General features: G+C 71.3%; 15 protein-coding genes. 3 read left to right on the top strand and 12 right to left on the bottom strand.

What is annotated here, in order from left to right; genetic code table 11:
- The first annotated feature begins 9 nt into the window (after positions 1-9).
- Positions 10-876, top strand: a complete 867-nt coding sequence (locus AC0L6F_RS16160; RefSeq protein WP_274637552.1) for a fumarylacetoacetate hydrolase family protein — start codon at positions 10-12, stop codon at positions 874-876.
- A gap of 49 nt (positions 877-925) precedes the next feature.
- Here AC0L6F_RS16160 and AC0L6F_RS16155 read toward each other — a convergent pair whose 3' ends face one another.
- From AC0L6F_RS16155 to AC0L6F_RS16135, 5 genes are all read right to left on the bottom strand, one after another.
- Positions 926-1,549, bottom strand: a complete 624-nt coding sequence (locus AC0L6F_RS16155) for a DUF4190 domain-containing protein (RefSeq protein WP_274637551.1) — start codon at positions 1,547-1,549, stop codon at positions 926-928.
- A 120-nt stretch (positions 1,550-1,669) separates the two neighbouring features.
- Positions 1,670-3,142 (bottom strand): aspartate ammonia-lyase, encoded by a 1,473-nt coding sequence (locus tag AC0L6F_RS16150; RefSeq protein WP_274637550.1) that lies wholly within the window; start codon positions 3,140-3,142, stop codon positions 1,670-1,672.
- A gap of 112 nt (positions 3,143-3,254) precedes the next feature.
- Positions 3,255-4,178, bottom strand: a complete 924-nt coding sequence (locus AC0L6F_RS16145) for a metallophosphoesterase (protein ID WP_473538666.1) — start codon at positions 4,176-4,178, stop codon at positions 3,255-3,257.
- 60 nt (positions 4,179-4,238) lie between these two features.
- Positions 4,239-4,571, bottom strand: coding sequence for a peptidase (locus AC0L6F_RS16140; RefSeq protein ID WP_473538665.1), 333 nt, complete (start codon positions 4,569-4,571; stop codon positions 4,239-4,241).
- On the bottom strand, positions 4,568-6,052 hold the full coding sequence (locus AC0L6F_RS16135; RefSeq protein ID WP_473538664.1) for an anion permease: 1,485 nt from the start codon (positions 6,050-6,052) through the stop codon (positions 4,568-4,570). Before AC0L6F_RS16135 ends, AC0L6F_RS16140 begins: the two co-directional genes overlap by 4 nt.
- Positions 6,053-6,226: 174 nt before the next feature.
- Here AC0L6F_RS16135 and AC0L6F_RS16130 point away from each other — a divergent pair, with 174 nt between their 5' ends.
- Complete coding sequence (locus tag AC0L6F_RS16130; RefSeq protein WP_473538663.1) at positions 6,227-8,356, top strand: S9 family peptidase; 2,130 nt, start codon at positions 6,227-6,229, stop codon at positions 8,354-8,356.
- 109 nt (positions 8,357-8,465) lie between these two features.
- Here the strand turns inward: AC0L6F_RS16130 and AC0L6F_RS16125 are convergent, their stop codons facing one another.
- The 5 genes from AC0L6F_RS16125 to AC0L6F_RS16105 all read right to left on the bottom strand — a co-directional run bounded on the left by AC0L6F_RS16125 (position 8,466) and on the right by AC0L6F_RS16105 (position 15,990).
- Entirely contained in the window at positions 8,466-9,506 is a 1,041-nt protein-coding gene (locus tag AC0L6F_RS16125; RefSeq protein WP_473538662.1) for a hypothetical protein, read from the bottom strand.
- A 437-nt stretch (positions 9,507-9,943) separates the two neighbouring features.
- Entirely contained in the window at positions 9,944-10,972 is a 1,029-nt protein-coding gene (locus AC0L6F_RS16120; protein ID WP_259611626.1) for an ATP-dependent 6-phosphofructokinase, read from the bottom strand.
- 96 nt (positions 10,973-11,068) lie between these two features.
- On the bottom strand, positions 11,069-13,225 hold the full coding sequence (locus AC0L6F_RS16115) for a DEAD/DEAH box helicase (protein WP_473538661.1): 2,157 nt from the start codon (positions 13,223-13,225) through the stop codon (positions 11,069-11,071).
- 270 nt (positions 13,226-13,495) lie between these two features.
- Positions 13,496-15,784 carry a heavy metal translocating P-type ATPase gene (locus AC0L6F_RS16110; RefSeq protein WP_473538660.1) on the bottom strand — a complete coding sequence of 763 codons (2,289 nt, stop codon included), beginning with the start codon at positions 15,782-15,784 and terminating at the stop codon, positions 13,496-13,498.
- Entirely contained in the window at positions 15,781-15,990 is a 210-nt protein-coding gene (locus AC0L6F_RS16105) for a heavy-metal-associated domain-containing protein (RefSeq protein WP_259611625.1), read from the bottom strand. The genes AC0L6F_RS16110 and AC0L6F_RS16105 overlap by 4 nt, the downstream gene beginning before the upstream one ends.
- 85 nt (positions 15,991-16,075) lie before the next feature.
- On the opposite strand from AC0L6F_RS16105, the gene AC0L6F_RS16100 reads away from it, so the two are divergent.
- Complete coding sequence (locus tag AC0L6F_RS16100) at positions 16,076-17,476, top strand: MFS transporter (protein ID WP_473538659.1); 1,401 nt, start codon at positions 16,076-16,078, stop codon at positions 17,474-17,476.
- A 124-nt stretch (positions 17,477-17,600) separates the two neighbouring features.
- Here the strand turns inward: AC0L6F_RS16100 and AC0L6F_RS16095 are convergent, their stop codons facing one another.
- The gene (locus AC0L6F_RS16095) at positions 17,601-18,452 is read right to left on the bottom strand and encodes an aldehyde dehydrogenase family protein (RefSeq protein ID WP_274637541.1); all 852 of its coding nucleotides are present in this window, start codon (positions 18,450-18,452) and stop codon (positions 17,601-17,603) included.
- Positions 18,449-19,969 (bottom strand): aldehyde dehydrogenase family protein, encoded by a 1,521-nt coding sequence (locus tag AC0L6F_RS16090; protein ID WP_473538657.1) that lies wholly within the window; start codon positions 19,967-19,969, stop codon positions 18,449-18,451. The genes AC0L6F_RS16095 and AC0L6F_RS16090 overlap by 4 nt, the downstream gene beginning before the upstream one ends.
- Positions 19,970-19,973 lie beyond the last annotated feature (4 nt).

The following is a 19,973-nucleotide window of genomic DNA, read 5'->3' as shown; positions in this document are numbered from 1 at the left end:
TCTGGAGGGATGCGTTTCGCCCATGTGACCAGTGCCGAGAACCCCGATCCGACATTGGCCGTGGTGCAGGACGACCGGGCGCACCGCGTGCGCGACATCCTCCCCGGCGGACCCGTGACGCTGCAGCAGCTCATCGACGGCGGCGACGCCCTGCTGGATCAGGTCCGGGCCGCGACGGCGGCGGCCGGCCCGGGGCATCCGCTGGACTCGTTCGCCTTCGCCTCGGCCGTACTCGCACCGCCGGTCGTCCTTGCCGTCGGGCTGAACTACGCGGCGCACTCCAGCGAACTCGGGCTGAAGGCCGACACCGCGCCGACGGTGTTCACCCTGTGGCCGAACTCGCTCACCGGGCACGAGCACACGACGGCCTGGCGCCGTTCGGTCAGCGAATCGGTCGACTACGAGGCCGAGCTGGGCGTGATCATCGGAAAGCCGGCGAAGGATGTCGCAGCCGCCGATGCGCTCGACCATGTGTGGGGCTACACGGTGGTCAACGACATCACCGCTCGCGACATCCAGTTCTCCGAGGCGCAGTGGTCGCGGTGCAAGTCGTTCGACGGCTTCACCCCGACCGGTCCGTTCGCCGTCACCGCCGATGAGATCCCCGACCCGCAGGACCTGCACATCTGGACCGTCGTGGACGGGCACACCGTGCAGGACGCCACCACCGGGCAGATGATCCGCCCGGTCGCGACGCTGGTGGCCCACCTGTCGACCTCGTCGACGCTGCTGCCGGGGACGCTGATCTCGACCGGATCGCCGGGAGGGGCGGGCTATTCGCGCGAGCCGCAGATCTTCCTGCGCGACCGCTCGACGGTCACCGTCGCCGTCGACCGGATCGGCGAGCTGACCACGCACTGCCGGATCCTGGACTGACACGACGAAGGCGGCGGGGCCGGAGCCCGCGCCGCCCTCGATGCCGCGATCAGTACCGGCTGATGCCGGAGCAGTCGAACGGGATGCCGAACACGTTGGTGACCGTGGTGGGGTCGACCAGGCACGCCTGAGTGGCGGCGGCCAGCGACGCGAAGAACGCGATCGCGATGATCAGGCCGATGATCGAGAGCACGACCAGAATGGCGCCGATGATGATGGCGGCCAGGGCGAAGCCGTTCTTCTGACCCGCCTTCTTGCTCTGCACCATCGCGATGATGCCGAGGACCAAGCCCACCAGCGCTGTGATGCCGGTCACCAGGCCGGCGAGCGAGCAGATGAAGGCCACGATCCCGAGCACCCGGCCGGGCGCCTGGGCCGGTGCCGGCTGACCGTACGCCGGCGGCGCGGGCGGGTAGGCCGGGGCCTGCCCGTAGGCCGGGGCCTGCCCGTAGGCCGGGGCCTGGGCGTAGCCCGGAGCGGCCGGCTGTCCGTACGGCGGCGCGGCCGGCGGCTGCTGCCCGTAGGCGGGCTCGGCGGGCGCGGGCGGCTCCGTCGCGGCGGGCGGCTCTGCGGCCGACGGCGCGGGAGCGGCCGCGGGCTCGTCCGGGGCAGCCGGAGGCTGGGCCGGGTTCGTCGGCGGCTGCGGGTTCTCGGAGTCGGGGACGTTGGTCATGCGGGCACCTCCGGTGAGCGGTTGGATGTCTCCACGCTAGCGGTGAAGGGCGCGACTCCACAGCCCCCATCGCATCGTGTCGTGGACGCGGCATCCCACCCGGTGCGGACGATCCGCGCCTCAGGCTCCGGGGTCGGCGATCACGTTCTCGGCTGCCTGCATGATCGGGACCGCCGCCGTGACCGTCTCGAGTCCGGACAGCCGGGCGGGCGAGAGCTGCTTGGTGACCTCGTCGCGGCTCATCAGTCCCGCCTCCACCACGAGATCCGCGATGTTGTGCCCGGTCAGCAGCGCCGTCTTGGCGAGCGCGGCCGACGCGGCGTAGCCGATGAACGGCGTCAGCGCGGTCACCACCCCCACCGAGGAGCCGACCATCGCTCCGAGCCGCTCGCGGTTCGCGGTGATCCCGTCCACGCAGTTGACGCGCAGCGTCCACATCGCCTGGCGCATCCATGTGATGGACTGGAAGATCGAGTGCGCGATCACCGGCTCGAACGCGTTCAGCTGCAGCTGGCCGCCCTCGGCCGCCATCGTGACCGTCAGGTCGGCGCCGGCGACGGAGAACGCCACCTGGTTGACGACCTCCGGGATGACCGGGTTGACCTTGCCGGGCATGATGCTGGAGCCGGCCTGAACGGCCGGCAGGTTGATCTCGCCGAAGCCGGCCTGCGGGCCGGAGGAGAGCAGCCGCAGGTCGTTGCAGATCTTCGACAGCTTCATCGCGTTGCGCTTGAGTGAGGACGAGAACGACATGAACGAGCCGGTGTCGCTGGTGGCCTCCACCAGGTCGGTCGCCGTGGACAGGTCGATGCCGGAGATCTCGCGCAGGTGACGCAGCACGGCCGGCGCATAGCCGGGGTGCGTCGTGATCCCGGTGCCGATGGCGGTGGCGCCCATGTTGATCTCGGTGAGCAGGCTCGCGTTCTCGGCGAGGCGCTTGCGGTCTTCGTCCAGAGTCGTCGCGAACCCGTGGAACTCCTGGCCGAGCGTCATCGGCACGGCATCCTGCAGCTGCGTGCGACCCACCTTGAGGATGTCGTGGAACTCGACGGCCTTGGCCAGGAACGACGTGCGCAGCAGGTCGAGCTCGTCGAGCAGGGAGCGCAGCATCAGCGACAGTCCGACCTTGATCGCGGTCGGGTAGACGTCGTTGGTGGACTGGCTGCGGTTGGTGTCGTCGATCGGGCCGAGGAACGCGTAATCGCCCTTCTCCCGGCCAGCCAGCTCGAGCGCGATGTTGGTGATGACCTCGTTCGCGTTCATGTTCGTCGACGTGCCGGCGCCGCCCTGGATGACGCCCACGACGAACTGGTCGTGGTACTTGCCGTCGATCACCAGCTGCGCGGCGCGGTCGATGAGGTCGGCCTTCTCGGCGGGCAGCACGCCGATCTCGGCGTTGGCCCGTGCCGAGGCCTGCTTGACCATCGCCAGGCCGCGGACCAGCTCGCTGTAGACCGAGATCGGCCGCTTGGCGATCGGGAAGTTCTCCAGCGCGCGTTCGGTGTGGACGCCCCAATAGGCGTCTGCCGGAATCTCCAGCGAGCCGAGCGAATCGGTCTCGGTGCGGGTGCGCGTCGTTGCGTCCAAAGCCATGGTTGCTTCCTCGTGGGTCGCGGCGGAATCGGGATGTCTCGAGCCTACCCGCCGGCGGCGGAGCGTCCGCTGTACGCCGCGTACAGGCAGACCGGCCGGACTGGCCGCGGCGTCACATCCGCGGTGTGCGTGGCGGCTTGCGGGAGAACGCCTCGAGCCGCTCCTGCGGGTCGAGCTCCGACATCCGCTCGTGCCACGCGTCGTCGAAGTAGTCCGCCGTCTCGGCCTCGACCACCGGAACGACCGAGTGCGTGATCGTGTCGTCGTACACGTGCACCAGGTGGAACGACTGCCCGGCATCCATTCCGTTCACCCGCGTAGCCGGACGGGCCAGATCCATCGTGTAGCAGGTGGCCGCCGCCACGCTCACCTCGACCCCGGCGAACATGCCGTGCGTGGAATAGTGCAGGTGCCCGGCGAGGATGCCGCGGACATCGGTGCCGGCGATGGTCGCGGCGAGGCGGTCCTGGTGCCGCAGCTCGAGGATGTCGAACAGCGGGAGGTGGCTGGGCAGCGGCGGGTGGTGCATCGTCAGGATCGTGCCCAGCGGCGCCGGGGACGCCAGCTGGTCGGCGAGCCACGCCAGCTGCGCGTCGTCCAGGTCGCCGTGGTGCCAGCCGGGGACGGAGGTGTCCAGGGCGATCAGGCGCAGTCCGCCCAGGTCCCACGACCCGATCACCGGCTCTTCGGTCGGCTCGTGGTCCAGCAGGTCGCGGTGCAGCTCGGGCCGCTCGTCGTGATTGCCGGCCACCCAGACCAGCTGCGCGCCGAGCCGGTCGGCGAACGGCTCGACCGTCGCCCGCAGCCGCGTGTAGGCCTCGGGTTCGCCGAGGTCGGCGAGGTCGCCGGAGAACACCAGCGCATCGGGGCGCACGGCCAGGCGTTCGATGGCGGCGAGGGTCCGGTCGAGGTTCGCCGACGTGTCATACCGGCCGCCCAGCCGACGGTTGGCGGCGACGAAGTGGGTGTCGCTGACGTGCACGATCAGTCGCTGTGCGGGCGCGTGCGCGCCGAACGAGACGGATGCATCGGCCATGCCCCCACTCTAGGTGCGGGCACCGTCACGACCGGGCGACCTGGAGTCCGGTCGCCCGGATCAATGCACGACGATGAGGAGGATGCCGCAGAGGACCGCCACCGCGCACAGGCCGAACGACGCGTAGGCGCCCAGCTGCGCGACCCGCTTCTGCCCTTCGCTCAGCGGGCTCTTCCTCGCGGCCTTGGCCGCCGCCTTCTCGGCCTTGGCCGCCTGCTTGGCGCTGATCACGGTGATCGCATCGGTGAACTCCGCCGGCGCCACCACCGGCACCCGCCCGGCCCGCACCAGCAGCCGCAGCCCGATCGAGTACAGGCCCACGACCACCACGGCGGCGACCAGGGCCACGGCGAAGACCTTGACGAACGCGATCCAGTCGATCTCGATGGTCATTTCGCGCCCTTCCCGGCCGAAGCCTTCTTGCCGCCCTTGCCCTTGTGCTCATCGGGCTTCTTCTTCGCGCCGGACTTCTTCTTGCCGTCCGCGGTCTTGTGCGCATCCGACTTCTTCTTCGCGTCGGCGTGCTTCTTCTCGGCCGCCGATCTCTTGGCGTCGGCCTTGGCCTTGGCCTTCTTCTCTGCGCGCGCCCGGGACTCCTCTTCGGCGCGTCGGCGTTCGAGCTCGCGCTCCTCGGCCTTGCGCCGGGCGCGCTCCTCGGCCTTGCGGCGCTCCTCCTCGCGGATGATCGCACGCTGGCGGCGGGTGGGCGGCGGGTTGCGCTTGACCTTGACGGCCCGCCCGGACTCGGCCACGTCGCTCATGGCGTTGGCGGCGGTCACCGCGTTGCGGCGCGACCGGAGGAAGAGGACGACGATGATGACGACCGCCAGGACGGCATCCACGAGGATGCCCCAGCTGCCCAGCCAGCCCACGATCAGCGCGGCGAAGGCACCGACCGCCCCGGCGGCGGGGAGGGTGAGCAGCCAGCCGATCGCGATCCGACCCGCCGTACCCCAGCGCACGCTGGATCCGCGGCGTCCGAGCCCCGAGCCGATCACCGATCCCGAGGCGACCTGCGTGGTCGACAGCGCGAACCCGAGGGCACTGGAGGCCAGGATCGTGGCGGCCGTCGACGTCTCGGCCGAGAAGCCCTGCGCGGGCTTCACGTCGGTCAGACCCTTGCCCAGCGTGCGGATGATGCGCCAGCCGCCCAGGTAGGTGCCCAGGGCGATCGTGAACGCACACGCGAAGATCACCCACAGATGGGGTTCGGCCTGATCCTGGCTCTGCCAGCCGGCCATGATCAGCGTCAGCGTGATGATGCCCATGGTCTTCTGGGCGTCGTTCGTGCCGTGGGCCAGCGCCACCAGCGAGGAGGTGAAGATCTGCCCCCAGCGGAAGCCGCTGCGGCCGTCGGGCTTGGCGTCGTAGCGACGCGTGAGCGCGTAGGCCATCCGCGTGACCAGGAACGCGATCACCCCGGCGGTCAGCGGAGAGATCACGGCCGGGAGGATGATCTTTCCCAGCACCTCGCCGGAGTTCACGCCGGACACGCCGACGCCCACGAGCGTCGCGCCGATCAGTCCGCCGAACAGCGCGTGCGACGAGCTGGAGGGCAGCCCCAGCAGCCAGGTGAGCATGTTCCACGAGACCGCGCCGATCAGGCCGGCGAAGATCAGCGGCAGGAACGTGACCGGATCGGTGATCTGGTCTTCGCGGATGATGCCGTGCGAGATGGTCTGGGACACCTCGGTGGACAGGAACGCCCCCACCAGGTTCAGACAGGCTGCCAGCCCGACCGCGACCTTGGGTTTCAGCGCGCCCGTGGCGATGGGCGTGGCCATCGCATTGGCCGTGTCATGGAACCCGTTCGTGAAGTCGAAGAACAGCGCCAGTGCGATGACCAGCACGACAATGAGAGCTGCGGTTTCCACCGTGCGCTTTCCGGGAGTGAGGGAGGCGGGACAACTGCCGACGTGATCGGCCGGTGCGAACGAAGAGTTCACGCAAGACGCGTCCCCGGCTTCCCGGGGCAGGGAAATCCTCTCACGGTCGGCTCGGTTCCGTGAACCCCGCGCACTCAGGCACGGCGACTAGCGTGGAACACCGTGACCGATCAGAGCACCGCGGCCGCGGCATCCCGCCCCGCCCCCATCGCCGACCGCCAGCCGACCCTCCGCGTGCACCACGGCGACGAGGTCGTCGACGCATACGAATGGCTGCGCGCGAAGGACGATCCGCGGGTGTCCGCCCATCTGGAGGCGGAGAACGCCTACACCGAGGCCCGCACCGCGCACCTCGCGCCGCTGCGTGAGCGGATCTTCGATGAGATCAAGGGCCGCACGCAGGAGACCGATCTGTCTGTGCCCACCCGGCGCGGCGACTGGTGGTACTACGGCCGGACCGTGGAGGGGCAGCAGTACGGCATCCAGTGCCGTGCGCCGCTCGCGTCGCCGGACGACTGGACGCCGCCGCAGCTGTCCCCCGAGGTCACGGTCCCGGGCGAGCAGGTGCTGCTGGACGCGAACGTCGAGGCGGACGGGCACGAGTTCTTCTCGCTGGGCAGCTTCGAGGTCTCCGACGACGGCACGCTGATGCTGTACGGCGTGGACGTGGCCGGCGACGAGCGCTACACGCTGCGGGTGCGGGATCTGCGCACCGGCGAGGATCTGCCCGACACGATCGAGGGCACGTTCGCCGGGGCGACGTTCTCCCCCGACGGCGGGTTCGTCGTGTACACCACCGTGGACGAGGCCTGGCGTCCCGACACGGTGTGGCTGCACGAGCTCGGGACCCCGGTGGCCGACGACGCCACGCTGTTCCACGAGCCGGACGAGAAGTTCTGGGTCGGCGCCGGGTTCACCCGCAGCGAGAAGTACCTCGTGATCGGGCTGGGATCCTCGGTGACCAGCGAGGAATGGCTGGTGGATGCCGCGGACCTGCGCGCCGCGCCGCAGGTCGTCTGGCCGCGGTCCGAGGGCGTGGAATACGAGTGCGATCACGCGATCGTGGACGGACGGGACGTGCTGTACATCCTGCACAACCGCGATGCGCTGGACTTCGAGCTCGTGCGGGTGGCGGCATCCGACCCCCAGGGAGTCCGCGAGGTCGTCGTCGCGCACGAGCCGGGTCGACGCCTGCTCGGCATGTCGACGTTCCGCGATTGGGCGGTGCTGGGCTATCGGCGCGAGGGGCTCGCGCGCCTGGGCCTGCTCGATTACGCGACCGCCGGCATCCGCGAGCTGACCTTCGACGAACCGCTGTACTCGGCCGGCCTCGGCGGGAACCCGGAATGGGCGCCGCCGGTGATCCGGATCGGCTACGGGTCGTTCGTGACCCCGGGCACCGTGTACGACCGGGTGGTGGCCACCGGCGAGATGCTGCTGCGCAAGCGGCAGCCGGTGCTCGGCGGCTACGACCCGGACGACTACGGCCAGGCCCGGGTCTGGGCGACGGCGCACGACGGCACCCGGCTGCCGATCTCGCTGGTGTGGAAGCGCTCGTTCGGCGAGCCCGGCTCGTCGCCGCGCCCCGTCCACCTCTACGGGTACGGGTCGTACGAGCACTCGATCGACCCGGGCTTCTCGGTCGCCCGGCTGTCCGAGCTCGACCGCGGCGTCGTGTTCGCCGTCGCGCACGTGCGCGGCGGCGGCGAGATGGGCCGGAAGTGGTACGAGGACGGCAAGCTGATGCGCAAGCGCAACACTTTCACCGACTTCCTGGACTGCGCCCGGCACCTCATCGCCAGCGGCTACACCACCCCGTCGCGCCTGGTCGCCGAGGGCGGCTCGGCCGGCGGGCTGCTGATGGGCGCGGTCGCCAACATCGGACCCGAGCTGTTCGCCGGGATCCTCGCCGACGTGCCGTTCGTCGATGCGCTGACCACGATCCTGGACCCCTCGCTGCCGCTGACCGTGATCGAGTGGGACGAGTGGGGCGACCCGCTGCACAGCCCGGCGGTGTACGCATACATGAAGTCGTACTCGCCCTACGAGAACGTGCGGGAGGATGCCGCCTACCCGCGGATCCTCGCGGTGACCTCGCTCAACGACACGCGCGTGCTGTACGTGGAGCCGGCCAAGTGGGTGGCGCGTCTGCGCGAGGTGGGCGCCGACGCGATGCTGAAGTGCGAGATGGTGGCCGGACACGGCGGGGTCAGCGGCCGCTACAACGCGTGGCGCGAGCGCGCCTACGAGCTGGCCTGGCTGCTGGACGTGCTCGGCCTCGCCGAGCAGTAGCCCGGGGCGATGCCCCGGCCCGGGCCGGGCGCGACCGGCCCGGCGCGCGACCGGCTCGGCGCCCGGCCCGGGCCGGGCCGGGCCGGCGCGAGTCGCCGAGACAAGGGAATCACCGTGAGACTCGGCGCATTTCGCTGGGTCTCGCGGAGGATCCCTTGCCTCGACGCCGGGATGCGGCGGATGCCCCGGTGTCGGCCTGCTTCACCGGCAGCGACCGAGGGTTGGCGGCGAGCGTGGCGAGCATCGCGAGCTGCCGCGGGCGGATCCGCTCCAGGCCGCCCAGTGCGAGCTTCTGATCCAGCGACCGCCACCGGATGGCATCCCCCCACTCCCAGCGGATGAATCCGCCTTCGTGGCGGCGCAGCCGATCCTCGCGCGTCTTCTCAACGACGAAGTGCGCCTTCATGGCGGCGGGGTCGTTCGCGTCGTACTTGCCGTAGCCGTCGGATTCGCCGATCCGGCGCAGGCGCCGCCAGTAGAAGTCGACCCGATCCCGCGCGCCTTCGTAGGCGAACCCGACCTGCAGCTCGGGCTCCTCGTACCCGAGCCATTCGGTGACCGCACGGCTGAGCGACTCGCCGGCCGACTCGGCCAGGGCCGTCGCACGGTCCTGCACCCAGTCGAGTTGACGCAGCCCGCGTCGATTCGACTGCCGTCGCCCGTGCTCGCCCACCGCGAGCGTCTCGTCGTTCGGGGCGAGCAGTCGCAGCACCCGGTCGGCCACGGCGAGCGCAAACGCCGGGGGAAGCACGCGGCACAGATCGACCGCGGTGTCCTGCAGGGAGGTCACCGTCAAGCCGTCGACCGTGACCGTGCTGCGCTCATCCCGTGTTCCGTGCACCACGACGTCGCCCTCGCGCCAGGACCGGCCGTCCGGGCTGAGCAGGTGGATGTCGCGAGGCTCGCCGAACAGCGGCAGGCCGTGCGGGGCGCAGGCCGATTCCAGACAGAACACCGGCGCCGACCACGTGCGGGCGACCGCCTCGATACGCACGGCATACCGCTCCCACGGTGCCAGCGGGCCCCATTCGGACCTGCGCACGTAGGCGCCGGGGCGCACGCGGTGCAGCGACCCGTCCCGGTCGAGCCGCTCCACCTCGGCGGGCCGTTCGCGGGTCAGCAGGAGTGCGGTTTCCGTTGCGACATCCATCTCTCCAGCATGGATGCCGGCACCGGGCCGGTTCCGGCCCTTGGGCGGATCTGTGGACAGCTCGCGCGATCACGGCTCCCACGCGCGTCTGGGGAGGAGCCGGCGGGTCCCCGCGCCGCCGGATCCCCGTGCGGTGCTGCCGCCGAGACCGGGGATCCTCCGCGAAACCGGGCGCGATCCGCCCCGAGACCGGGGATTCTCCGCGAGACCCACTCGCATGTCATCGGTCTGACGAGGATCCCCCGGCTTCGCGAAGATCGGGGGCGCGTCGACCGCGCCCGGGCCGGCGCGTCCGGGACGGGCGCGGCGGGGGCGCAGCGGGGCGGGGGCGCAGCGGGGCGGGGGCGCAGCGGGGCGGGGGCGCAGCGCGGAAGGGACGGGCGCGGCCGGGCCGGCGCGGACGGACGGGCGCGGCGGGGGCGCAGCCCGGGGGGCTATCAGCCGAAGAGGGCGGCAGCCTCGTCGTAGCGGTAGCGGGGGACGGTGTTCAGTTCGCCGAGGGCGTCGGCGAACGGCACCCGGACGATGTCGGTGCCGCGCATCGCGACCATCTGACCCCAGGCGCCGTCCATGATGGCATCCGCCGCGTGCAGTCCGAGCCGGGTCGCGAGCACCCGGTCGAAGCCGGACGGCGAGCCGCCGCGCTGGATGTGGCCGAGCACGGTGGAGCGCGTCTCGATGCCGGTGCGCCGTTCGATCTCGGGCGCGAGCACCTCGCTGATGCCGCCGAGCCGCGGCCGGTTGAAGGCATCCATGCCCTTGTCGCTGTAGGCCTCCTCCATGCCGGTGAGGGTGAACCCCTCCGACACCACGACCAGCGGCGCGCGGCCGCGATCGTGCGCCTTCGTGACCAGGTCGCAGATCTCGTCGATCGACATCGGCACCTCGGGGATGCAGATCGCGTGGGCGCCGGCCGCCATGCCGGCGTGCAGGGCGATCCAGCCCACGTGTCGACCCATCACCTCGGCGACCATGCAGCGCTGGTGCGAGTCGCCGGTGGTGCGCAGCCGATCCATCGCGTCGGTGGCGATGTTGACGGCGGTGTCGAACCCGAACGAATAGTCGGTGGCCCGCAGGTCGTTGTCGATCGTCTTGGGCACGCCGAGCACGTTGATGCCGTCGCCCGACAGCCGGTTGGCCGCGGCCAGGGTCCCCTCGCCGCCGATCGCGATGATCCCGTCGATGCGGTGGCCGTACAGGGTCTTGGAGATGTTCTCGGCACCGCCGCGGGTGCCCTCATACGGGTTGGTGCGGCTGGTGCCCAGGATGGTTCCGCCGACCTTCGACAGGCCCTTGACCTCGTGCCGCGTCAGCGGGAAGAAGTCCCCGTCGACCACACCCCGCCAGCCGTCGCGGATCCCGACGAACTCGAGATCATAGGCCGTCGTCCCCTTCAGGACGACGCCGCGGATCACCGCGTTCAAGCCGGGGCAGTCGCCGCCGCTGGTCAGGATGCCGATCTTCATGCTGTGATCCTTGCTTCGGGGAGGGATGTCGGCGACTCTGCCACAGACGACATTACTGCCCGCGGCATCCCGCCTGCCAGCGAAGCCGGCCCGACGTCACTGCGCGCCCAGGGCCTGCCGGGTCAGGTGCATCAGCGCCGCCAGCTGCACCGAATCGCTCGAGGTCTCCTCGGCCGCCTCACCGTCCAGCGCGCGCGCCGCCAGCCCCTGCTTGGAGTCGATCAGCTCGGCGATCTTGGTGTCGATCGTGTGCGCGGCGATGATCCGCCATGCGGTGACGGGCTCGTCCTGCCCGATGCGGTGCACGCGGTCGATGGCCTGCGTCTGCTCGGCCGCGGTCCAGCTGAGCTCGGCGAGCACCACGTTCGAGGCCGCCTGCATGTTCAGTCCGACACCCGCTGCCGTCAGCGAGCACACCGCGACGCCGACCGCCGGGTCGTTGTTGAACGCGTCGATGGCCTCCTGCCGCGCAGGCGTCGACTGGTCACCGCGAATCGAGACGTGCGGGATGCCGGATGCCCCGAAGTGCGCCTCCGCGGCATCCATCACGTCGATGTGCTTGGCGAAGAAGACGACCTTGCCCACCGAGCGCTGCAGCTGGACGGCGTAGTCCGCCGCCAGCAGCGCCTTGGCCTGACCGATCTTGCGGACCATGGTGAACACGTTCTCGGAGCCCGTGCCGGCCGCCTTCGACTCCTCGAGCTCATTGTGCGCGACCAGCCGGACGATGTCGTCGTCCACCTCACTGTGCGCGAGGCCCCGGTCGCCGCGCGCCTCGATGATGCGACGGTAGCGGGCGGCCAGGCGCTCGCCGAGCTCGCGCTCGGCCTGGCGGATCGACCGGCCGTACTCGTCGTCCAGCTCGACCGGCAGGTCGGCGATCATCTTGTCGGGCAGGTCGGCGGCGACATCCTTCTTCTTGCGCCGCACGATGCCCATCGAGATGACGGCGCTGCGCGCCTCGGGGTAGAACGCCTTGTCGGCGGGGGTCAGACCGGTGGCATCGAGCTTCTCCATCAGCTCCGGACCCGGCTTCTGCCCGTTGGTCCAGCCCAGGAACCGCCAGATCGCGTCGAAGTCCTCGACGTCGTTGATCAGCGGGGTTCCGGTCAGCGCCAGCAGCAGCGGATCGGCGACCTGCTCGCGGATGCGGCCGGCCAGCGCGAGCACGTTCTGCGACCGCTGCGAGCTGAGGTTCTTGATGAAGTGCGCCTCGTCCACGACGAGCCCCTTCAGCCCCAGCGAGCTCAGCCACGACAGGTGGCGATCGAGGATCTCGTAGTTGACGATGAACGCGTCGGCGAACGCGTCCACATCCTCGCCGTCGCCGGAGATCACCGTGGCGCGGCGCTGCGGCGTCCACCGCTGCACCTCGCGGGCCCAGTTCATCTTCACGACGTTGGGCACGACGGCCAGCAGCGGATACGCGTCGGCGACGGATGCCGCCAGCACGGACTCCGCGGTCTTGCCCAGGCCCGGCTCATCGGCCAGGAGGAACGAGCGGTGCCCGTCGCGCACGGCCTGCAGGAACCGGGACTGGTGCGGCATGACCTCCAGGCCGCGGGGCGAGAGCCGGTCGAACTCGGGCACCGGGGGCAGGTCCATCGAGGCCGCTCCCCCGCCGGCGCCGGACTCGAACGCCTTGTACAGCGGGCCCATCAGCTCCCAGCTGTCCAGCCGCCGGCGCTGGCTGCCGTTGGCGGCAGGCCGGTTGAGGTCGGGCGCGAGGAAGGGGTTGGCCTCGCGGCGGGTCTCGACCTGCGGCGGGACGACCTGGCGCTCGGCGAGCGCGGCCGGCACGACCGTGGGCTGCTGGATCGGCACGGCATCGGTGATGATGAGCTCGTCCGGGGCCAGCTCCGCTCCGGACTCGAGTAGCCAGTCCCGGCGCATGCGCTTGGCGACCGGCGAGGTCGCCTGGTCGACCTCGAGCAGCTGGATCAGCGAGGTGTCACGCGCGGCGGTCTTGGCCAGGATCGTCGCGACGCCGTCGAGCCGCTTGAGCAGCTCGGCGCGGACGCTGTCGGCCAGCTCGGTGTCGGCCTTGACCCGGGCGCGCTCCTCGCGAACGAGGAAGGCGATCACCTGGAACTTCACCCGGTTGGTGGGGCCGAGCTTGCCGCGCTGCGCTTTGGCCTCGACCTCACGCACCTTGCGCGCGAGGATCGGGATGATGGGGGCCTCGTCATCGCGGCGCGCGGCCGACGACTTGCGTCGCCGTGCGGGTGACGTGGCGGTTGCCGTGGTCGGCATGCTCCTCCTGAGCGTGAATGGCCGGTCGGTCCCGAAGATCCGGAACCGGCGGTGCTGCGTTGCTCCGCGGGCGGGTGGCGCACGGACGCGGGCCGGGGCGATGGCTGGCAACCCCGCTTCTGCGGGTGCCGTTCCCCGCGCACCATTCTACGGCATAACCGCCGCGATCCCGTGAGCCGACAGCGCGGATCGGCGAATCCCTGCTCATCGAGCCGGGATCCGCCGATCAGGGGCCGCTGCGCAGGGACCCGTGCGGGTCGGCGCGGCCGGTCAGGGCGCGGAGCGCAGGCGCAGGCTGTTGAGCACCACGAACACGCTGGAGAACGCCATCGCGGCGCCGGCGATCATCGGGTTCAGCAGCCCGAGGGCGGCCAGCGGCAGCGCCGCCACGTTGTAGGCGAAGGCCCAGAACAGGTTGCCGCGGATGACGCGCATCGTCCGTCGGCTCAAGCGGACCGCGTCCACGGCCACGCTCAGGTCGCTGCGCACCAGGGTGATGTCGCTGGCGTGCATGGCGGCGTCGGTCCCGCCGCCCATCGCGATGCCGAGATCGGCGGTGGCCAGAGCGGCGGCGTCGTTCACGCCGTCGCCGACCATCGCCACCCGGTGCCCGGCGGCCTGCAGGCGGGCGATCTCGGCGACCTTGTCCTCGGGCAGCACCTCGGCGCGGACCTGGTCGATGCCGACCTCGCCGGCGACGGCCGCCGCCACAGACCGGTTGTCACCGGTCAGCAGCACCGCGTTCAGTCCGAGCCGATGCAGGGCGGCCACGGCATCCGCGCTCTCGGGCCGGATCGTGTCGGCCACCGAGAACACGGCGCGCACCTGTGGGCGCCCCTGGTCATCGGGCCAGCCTGCGACGATCGCCGTGCCGCGCTTCTCGGCCGCCGAGACGGCATCCGCGAAGCGCGCCGGGATCTGTGCGCCCTGTGCGGCGGCGAACGACGGGCGTCCGGCGAACACCGGCACGCCGTCGACCGCTCCGGTCACGCCCCGTCCCGCGTGGTTGCGGAAGCCGGTGAGCTCACCCGACGGGTCGGCCTCCGCCGTGATGGCGCGGGCGACCGGATGCTCGGATGCCGACTCCAGCGTGCCGATCAGGTGCAGGGCCGGCGACGGGTCGGCGCCGTCGGTGAACACCGACGCCAGGCTCATGCGCCCGGTGGTGACGGTGCCCGTCTTGTCCAGCACGACGGTGTCGATCCGCTCGGCCTGCTCCAGCGCCTCGGGCCCGGTGACCAGGATGCCCAGCTGCGCGCCGCGCCCGGTCCCGACCAGGATCGCGATCGGCGTGGCCAGGCCCAGTGCGCACGGGCAGGCGATGATCAGCACGGCGACCGCGGCGGTGAAGCCCGAGGCCAGCGGCTGCCCGGCCAGCAGCCAGCCGATCAGGGTGAGCACGGCCAGCGCGATCACGATCGGCACGAACACCGCCGAGATGCGGTCGGCCAGGCGCTGCATCCTGCTCTTGCCCACCTGTGCGTCCTCGACGAGCCGGGCGATGCGCGCAAGGCGCGTCGCCTCGCCGACGGCGGTGGCCTCGATCACGAGCCGGCCATCGGCGACGATCGTGCCGCCCGTGACGGCATCCCCCGCCGCCACGTCCACCGGCACCGATTCGCCGGTCAGCATGCTCTGATCGACCGATGCCTCGCCCTGCCGCACGAGCCCGTCGGTGGCGACCTTCTCGCCGGGGCGGGCGACGAACACGTCGCCGGACGCCAGCTGCGCGATCGGCACGCGCGCGCCGGACTCCAGCTCGACGTCCTTGGCGCCGAGCTCGAGCAGTGCGTGCAGCGCGCTGCCGGCGCGGCGCTTGGAGCGCTGCTCGACGAAGCGGCCCAGCAGCAGGAAGACCGTGACCGCGGCGGCGACCTCGAAGTACACCAGCGAGGTGGCGTCGACCGGGCGCTCGAACAGCGAGAAGCCGTGCGTCATCCCGATCTCGCCGGCGCTGCCGAACAGCAGCGCCCACACGCTCCACAGGTATGCGGCGCCGGTGCCCAGGGTGATGAGGGTGTCCATCGTCAGGGCGCCGTGGCGCAGGTTCGCGAACGTGGCCCGGTGGAACGGCCAGCCGCCCCAGAGCACGATCGGGGTGGCCAGCACGAGCGAGAGCCACTGCCAGCCGACGAACTGCCATGCCGGCACCATCCCGAGGAGGACGACCGGGAGCGCCAGGATGGCGCTGCCGATCAGCCGGGTGCGCAGGGTCGTGCCGCCGGGGGCGTCGTCGACGTCGTGCGCGTGCCCGGATGCCTCGCCCGGGGCGGGCTCGGGGCCAGCGGATGCCTCGTGCCCGTCGTCGGCGGAGGACCCCTGCGATTCCGGCGCCGGATGGCGCATGCGGGCGTCGTATCCGGCCTGGCGCACGGCCGCCACCAGCCGCTGCTCGTCGAGGCCGGGCGGGAAGCTGACCCGCGCCGACTCGGTCGCGAGATTGACGGCGGCGGTCACCCCGTCCACGCTCTGCAGCCGCTTCTCGACCCGGGCCACGCAGCTGGCGCAGGTCATCCCCTCGATGTCGAGGGTCGCCTCGCGCAGAGCAGTCTCGGTCATGACACCGCACCCCGGGCGGTGTAGCCGGCCTCGGCGACGGCGGCGGCGACATCCGACTCGGTCGCCGGGCCGGTCACCGCGACGGTGTGCGCCTCCAGGTCGACCGCGACCTCGGTCACGCCCGCCAATGCGCCGACCTCGCGGCTCACGGACTGGGCGCAGTGGCCGCAGGTCATTCCGTCGACGCGATAGGTGACAGTGCTCATGGTTCTCCTCGGCTGTTCGGTTCGATCATCACAACCATATACCCCCTGGGGGTATTCCGGACCGAATCTGCCCTATCGTTTCGGTGTGGACAAGACGAAGGCGGATGCCGCGGCATCCCCCACCCGCACGCAGCGTCGGGTGCTGCTGATCGCGATCCTCGCATCGTTCGTGTCGTTCCTGGACGGCACGGTGGTCACCGTCGCCCTCCCGGCGATCCAACGCGACCTCGGCGGCGGTCTCGTCACCCAGCAGTGGGTGGTCGACTCGTACCTGATCACCCTCGGCGCGCTGATCCTGGTCGCCGGCTCGCTCAGCGACGTGTTCGGCCGCATCGTCGTGCTGCGCACCGGCCTGATCGGGTTCGCCGTCGCCTCCATCGCCATCGCGGCGTCCCCGGACCCGCTGTTCCTCGTGCTCGCCCGCGGCGTGCAGGGCATCGCCGGGGCGCTGCTGGTGCCCAGTTCGCTCGCGCTGATCACCTCGACGTTCCGCGGTCCGGCACAGGCGCGGGCGATCGGCACCTGGACCGGGGCGACAACGGCCGCGATGCTGGTGGGGCCGGTGCTGGGCGGCGTGTTCGTCGATCTGGTGTCGTGGCGGCTGGTGTTCCTGATCAACGTCCTGCCGATCGCGCTCACGCTGTGGCTGCTGGCGACCCTGCACCACCGCGATCACCGCGAGCCGGGCGCGCGCGTGGACTGGCTGGGCGCCGTGCTGTGCACCGTGGGACTGGCCGGCGCCGTGTTCGCGCTGATCGAGCAGGAGCGGCTGGGGTGGTCGTCGCCCGCGATCTGGGGCACGATGACGATCGGCGTGCTGTGCCTGATCGGGTTCGTGGTGCGCCAGCGCTTCGCCGCCCAGCCGATGATGCCGCTCGGCCTGTTCCGCATCGGCAACTTCTCGGCCGGCAACCTCGCCACCGTGTTCGTGTACGGAGCGCTCTCGCTGAACGGCCTCGTGCTGGGCGTGTACCTGCAGCAGGGGGCCGGACTGCCGGCCACGCTGGCGGGCCTGGCCAGCCTGCCGTCCACGGTGATCATGATCCTGTTCAGCTCGCACGTGGGCAGCTGGGCGGGGAGGATCGGGCCGCGGCTGTTCATGACCGTGGGTCCGCTCGTGATGGCGGGGTCGGCGGTGCTCCTGCTGACCGTGCGCGAGGACTTCGACTACTGGACCCAGGTGCTGCCGTCGGTGATCCTGTTCGGGATCGGGCTGACCTTGACCGTGGCGCCGCTGACCGCGGCCGTCCTCGGGTCGATCGACCCCGCGCGGTCGGGAATCGCCTCGGCGGTCAACAACGCCGTCGCGCGCGTGGCCGGGCTGATCGCCGTGGCCACCCTCGGGGTCATCGTCGGCGGCGTGCTCGACCTGGCCGGCTTCTGGCGCGCGGCGATCGTCACCGCCGCCCTGATGGCGCTCGGCGGCGTCGTCTCGTTCCTCGGCATCCGCAACCCGGCGAGGGACGTCGATCCGGTCGCCCGATAACGCCGCGCGACGACGCCTTCATCTGTCGCTCTTGCGCGCAAACGCCGCGCCTGGTGCGCAAGAGCGACAGATGAGCCGACCATCACCGCCGTCCGGCAGCGTCCGCAGCTACCGGATGCCGCGGTCAGATCATGCTCTTGGGATGCCAGACGGTCTTGACCTCGGTGAAGGCGGCGATCCGCTGCGGCGACGGTGTCGGCTCGCCGGGCGGGAGGACGCGCTTGAGGGTCTCGGCCGCGCGGATCTGCAGGTCGACCCAGTCAAGTTCGGCGGCGCCGGCCAGGTCGAGCGCGTTGACGTCGGCGTGATCGGCCAGCCACGGGGCGAGCTCGGCCGGCGACCCGGTGAGCACGTTGACGACGCCGCCGGGCATGTCGCTGGTGGCGAGCACCTCGGCGAGGCTGATCGATGACAGCGGATGCCGCTGGCTGGCGATCACCACGACGGCGTTGCCGGCCACCAGCGCCGGGGCCACCGCCGCGGTCAGGCCGAGCAGCGCGTCGTCCTGCGGCGCGACGATCGCGACCACGCCGGTGGGCTCGGGCACCGAGATGTTGAAGTACGCGCCGGCGACCGGGTTCAGCCCGCCGGCGACCTGGGCGTACTTGTCGCACCAGCCGGCGTACCAGACCCAGAGGTCGGTCGCGGCATCCACCTGCGTCGCCGCGGCGGCGGCGCTCACGCCCTCCTGCGCGACGATCTCGTCGATGAACTGCGCACGGCGGCCCTCGAGGATCTCGGCAACGCGGTACAGCACCTGGCCACGGTTGTACGCGGTCGCCCCCGCCCACCCGCCGTGTGCGCCGCGCGCGGCCCGGACGGCGTCGCGCGCGTCCTTGCGCGAGGCCAGCGCGGCATTGGCGAGGAACTCGCCCTTGGCCGAGAGCACCTCGTAGGTGCGGCCGGATTCGCTGCGCGGGAACGCGCCGCCGATCGCGAGCTTGTACGTCTTGGGCACGGTCAGTCGGGCGCTCATCGGCGGGCCTCCTTCTTGGTCGTCGTTTCGACTCGGTCGCGCTTCGCGCGGCTTCGCTCAACGACCGGGAGGGCCCCGGCACCGGCGGGCTTCAGATACGCGGCCAGGCCGTGCCGCCCGCCCTCCCGGCCGTAGCCGGACTCCTTGTAGCCGCCGAACGGGCTGGCCGGGTCGAACCGATTGAACGTGTTCGCCCAGACCACGCCGGCACGCAGCTTGTCGGCCACCGCCAGAATGCGCGACCCCTTGTCGCTCCAGATGCCCGCCGAAAGACCGTACGGCGTGTTGTTCGCCTTCGCGATCGCCTCGGCCGGCGTGCGGAAGGTGAGCACCGACAGCACCGGGCCGAACACCTCTTCGCGGGCGATGCGATGGGATGCCTCGACCCCGGTGAACACCGTGGGAGCGAACCAGAACCCCTTGTCCGGGATGACGCAGTCGGCCGTCCAGCGCTCGGCGCCCTCCTGCTCGCCCACGTCGCTGAGCTCGCGGATGCGCTGCAGCTGCTCGGCCGAGTTGATCGCGCCGATGTCGGTGTTCTTGTCGAGCGGATCGCCCAGCCGGAGGGTGGACAGCCGGGTCTTCAGCCGGTCGATGACCTCGTCGTGGATCGACTCCTGCACCAGCAGCCGGCTGCCCGCGCAGCACACGTGGCCCTGGTTGAAGAAGATGCCGTTGACGATGCCCTCGACGGCCTGGTCGATGGGCGCGTCGTCGAACACGATGTTGGCGGCCTTCCCGCCCAGCTCGAGGGTGAGCGACGTGCCCGTTCCGGCGACGGTGCGCGCGATCTCACGGCCGACCGCGGTCGATCCGGTGAACGCGATCTTGTCGACGTCGGGATGCCGCACCAGGGCGGATCCGGTGCCGCCGGCGCCGGTGAGGATGTTCACCACCCCCGGCGGGAGGTCGGCCTGCTGCAGGATCTCGGCGAAGATCAGTGCCGACAGCGGAGTGGTCTCGGCGGGCTTGAGCACCACCGTGTTGCCGGCGGCCAGGGCCGGGGCGATCTTCCACGCGAGCATGAGCAGCGGGAAGTTCCACGGGATGATCTGGCCGGCCACCCCCAGCGAGCGCGGGTCGGCGCCGAGCCCGGCGTAGTCGAGCTTGTCGGCCCAGCCGGCGTAGTAGAAGAACCAGGCCGCCACCAGCGGCACGTCGACGTCGCGGCTCTCCTTGATCGGCTTGCCGTTGTCCAGGCTCTCAGCGACGGCCAGTTCGCGGGCGCGCTCCTGCACGAGCCGGGCGATGCGGAACAGGTATTTGCCGCGGTCGCGGCCGCTCATCTTCGCCCACACTCTGGTGTGCGCGCGCCGCGCGGCCGCCACCGCGGCATCCACATCGGCGTCCGAGGCCGCGGAGATCTCTGCGATCGGGGCCTCGTCGGCCGGCGAGATGGTCGTGAACGAGCCGCCGGTGCCGTCGACGAACTCGCCGTCGATGAACAGGCCGTAGCGGTCCTTCAGGTGCAGGATGCCGCGCGATTCGGGCGCGGGCGCGTATTCCAGGAATCCCATGATG

It is taken from the genome of Microbacterium sp. G2-16M, from assembly GCF_055809115.1.
This window is presented reverse-complemented; position numbering and strand designations above follow the sequence as displayed.

What these genes read in the sequence shown, in the direction of transcription:
- AC0L6F_RS16160 (WP_274637552.1), top strand. Translation starts at nt 10, where the DNA reads ATGCGTTTCGCCCATGTGACCAGTGCCGAGAACCCCGATCCGACATTG.
- AC0L6F_RS16155 (WP_274637551.1), bottom strand. Translation starts at nt 1,549, where the DNA reads ATGACCAACGTCCCCGACTCCGAGAACCCGCAGCCGCCGACGAACCCG.
- AC0L6F_RS16150 (WP_274637550.1), bottom strand. Translation starts at nt 3,142, where the DNA reads ATGGCTTTGGACGCAACGACGCGCACCCGCACCGAGACCGATTCGCTC.
- AC0L6F_RS16145 (WP_473538666.1), bottom strand. Translation starts at nt 4,178, where the DNA reads ATGGCCGATGCATCCGTCTCGTTCGGCGCGCACGCGCCCGCACAGCGA.
- AC0L6F_RS16140 (WP_473538665.1), bottom strand. Translation starts at nt 4,571, where the DNA reads ATGACCATCGAGATCGACTGGATCGCGTTCGTCAAGGTCTTCGCCGTG.
- AC0L6F_RS16125 (WP_473538662.1), bottom strand. Translation starts at nt 9,506, where the DNA reads ATGGATGTCGCAACGGAAACCGCACTCCTGCTGACCCGCGAACGGCCC.
- AC0L6F_RS16120 (WP_259611626.1), bottom strand. Translation starts at nt 10,972, where the DNA reads ATGAAGATCGGCATCCTGACCAGCGGCGGCGACTGCCCCGGCTTGAAC.
- AC0L6F_RS16115 (WP_473538661.1), bottom strand. Translation starts at nt 13,225, where the DNA reads ATGCCGACCACGGCAACCGCCACGTCACCCGCACGGCGACGCAAGTCG.
- AC0L6F_RS16110 (WP_473538660.1), bottom strand. Translation starts at nt 15,784, where the DNA reads ATGACCGAGACTGCTCTGCGCGAGGCGACCCTCGACATCGAGGGGATG.
- AC0L6F_RS16105 (WP_259611625.1), bottom strand. Translation starts at nt 15,990, where the DNA reads ATGAGCACTGTCACCTATCGCGTCGACGGAATGACCTGCGGCCACTGC.
- AC0L6F_RS16095 (WP_274637541.1), bottom strand. Translation starts at nt 18,452, where the DNA reads ATGAGCGCCCGACTGACCGTGCCCAAGACGTACAAGCTCGCGATCGGC.
- AC0L6F_RS16090 (WP_473538657.1), bottom strand. Translation starts at nt 19,969, where the DNA reads ATGGGATTCCTGGAATACGCGCCCGCGCCCGAATCGCGCGGCATCCTG.